The organism is Streptomyces beihaiensis (assembly GCF_026274175.1).
Lineage (GTDB): Bacteria > Actinomycetota > Actinomycetes > Streptomycetales > Streptomycetaceae > Streptomyces > Streptomyces beihaiensis.
The window spans coordinates 1-2,136 of the sequence record NZ_JAPHNL010000180.1; the positions used below are offsets into that span (position 1 = coordinate 1).

General features: G+C 73.6%; 2 protein-coding genes. One reads left to right on the forward strand and one right to left on the reverse strand.

All coding sequences use genetic code 11. The features are described from left to right. Nucleotides 1-560: 560 nt before the first annotated feature. Nucleotides 561-1,508, reverse strand: a complete 948-nt coding sequence (locus OFY01_RS16465) for a 2-hydroxyacid dehydrogenase (RefSeq protein WP_266600595.1) — start codon at nucleotides 1,506-1,508, stop codon at nucleotides 561-563. Nucleotides 1,509-1,551: 43 nt separating this feature from the next. Here OFY01_RS16465 and OFY01_RS16470 point away from each other — a divergent pair. Next, nucleotides 1,552-2,136 (forward strand): aldo/keto reductase (locus OFY01_RS16470; RefSeq protein ID WP_266600597.1); only part of this gene is annotated, 585 nt, incomplete at its 3' end.

The following is a 2,136-nucleotide window of genomic DNA, read 5'->3' on the forward strand; positions in this document are numbered from 1 at the left end:
TCTCACGGCGGCGCCGAGCGCGGGACTCGATGTCGGCGGGGCGGTCACCGGGCCCCCTCGGTCCTTCGGGCCGCGCCCGCGTCGCGCTTGCCGTGTCCCGCGTAGGGATGGCGGCGCGGGCCGCCACCGGTTCCGGTCCGCCTGGCGGGACACCCGCGGCGGGCGGATCGCCGCCCGTGCAGCCCGTGCGGTCCGCGCAGCCCCCGCATCGGCGCGCGCGAGGCCAGCAGGACCAGACGTCGGCCGTCCCGCCGCGTCGGATCGTTCGCCCATAGGCCGTACATCGCCCGTCGCCCCCCTCACTGTCCCGTCACTGGACCCCGCGCCGCGTCTCGTGGCGGCGCTACCCCAGTCGGGACGATACACCAGACTGGTCACTCAGGGACAGATGTCCTCTACGCTCCGTGACGACCAGCGAAGACGCGGGCACTCGGCGCGTTTGGGCGGGCGCGGAGCGTGCCCGCCCAACACCGCGCGACCGCACGGGAGTTGACAGTGAGGTCGAGGCGGTGTGCGGGAAGACGACGTGGCTCGTGCGGCCGCTGGGGCGGCTGTCACCCTCAACTCGTCGTCAGAACCAGGTTGTCGAGCGGCTCGCCCGCCGCGAACCGGCCCAACTGCGCCGCGAGCAGCCGCTTCGCGCGGGGCATGAACGCCGACGTGGGCCCGCCCACGTGCGGCGAGATGAGCACTCCCGGAGCCTGCCACAACGGGTGCCCCGCGGGCAGCGGTTCGGGGTCGGTGACGTCGAGCGCGGCGGTGATGCGGCCGCTCTCCAGCTCGGCGACGAGAGCCTTGGTGTCGACGACGGGGCCACGGCCCACGTTCACCAGGAGCGCGCCGTCCTTGAGCCTGGCCAGGAAGGCGGCGTTGACCATGCCGCGCGTCCGATCGGTGAGCGGGGTGACCACCACGACGACATCGGCCTCGGGCAGCAGGCGCGGCAGATCGGTGAGCGGGTGCACGGGGCCGCGCTCCGTGGTGCGGGCGGAGCGTGCGACGCGCACCACCCGCGCGACCTCGAACGGTGTGAGCCGGTCCTCGATCGCGGAGCCGATGGCCCCGTAGCCGAGCAGCAGGACGGTCTTGTCGGCGAGCGCCGGGCGGAACCCGCTGCGCCACTCCCGAGCGTCCTGGCCGCGCACGAAGTCGGGTATGCCGCGCAGTGAGGCGAGGACGAGGGTGAGCGCCAGCTCGGCGGTGCTGGCGTCGTGCACACCCCGCGCGTTGCACAGCCGCACCCCCGGCCGCAGGTGCCCGAGCCCGCCCTGGACGTGATCGACGCCCGCGGAGAGTGTCTGCACCACTTCGAGGGACGTCATGCGGGGCAGCGGACGGACCGCCACCTCCGCGCCCTTCAGGTACGGGACGACGTAGAACGCGCAGTTCGCGGGGTCGGCGGGGAAGTCCGGTCCGCCGTTCCAGAAGCGGTAGTCGAGCCCTTCGGGAAGTCCGGGCACCTCGTCGGCCGGGAAGGGCAGCCACACGTCACCTGTGTCACCAGTCATGGGCAGGAGGCTATGTCAAAGGCTCCCCCGCGCAGAGGTTAGGTTGGGTGGCCGAGACAGGGAGGGTCACGGGCACGTGAAGCCAGGTGGTGCGCGCAGGGCGATCGGGGCGACGGCGCTCGAGGTGGGCGCGATCGGACTCGGCTGCATGCCGATGAACTGGGCGTACACCGGCTCGCGGCGGCGCGGCGAGGAGTCCGTGCGCACCGTGCACGCGGCGCTCGATCGGGGGTGCACGCTGCTCGACACGGCGGACATGTACGGGCCGTTCACCAACGAGCTGCTGCTCGGCCGGGTGCTCAGGGAGCGCCGGGCGGAGGCGTTCGTGTCGACCAAGGTGGGGCTGCTCGTCGGTGAACAGCACATCGTCGCCAACGGCCGCCCCGGCTACGTGAGGCGGGCCTGCGACGCGTCGCTGCGGCGGTTGCAGACGGACGTGATCGACCTGTACCAGCTGCACCGGGCCGACCCCGAGGTGCCTGTCGAGGAGACGTGGGGCGCGATGGCGGAGCTGGTGACCGCCGGGAAGGTGCGCGCGCTCGGCCTGTGCGCGGTGGGCGCGCCCGGCTCGGGGGGGCGAAGCTGTCGAGGGCTGCGCGGGTGTCCCCTGCGCCGGGGCCCTCCTGCC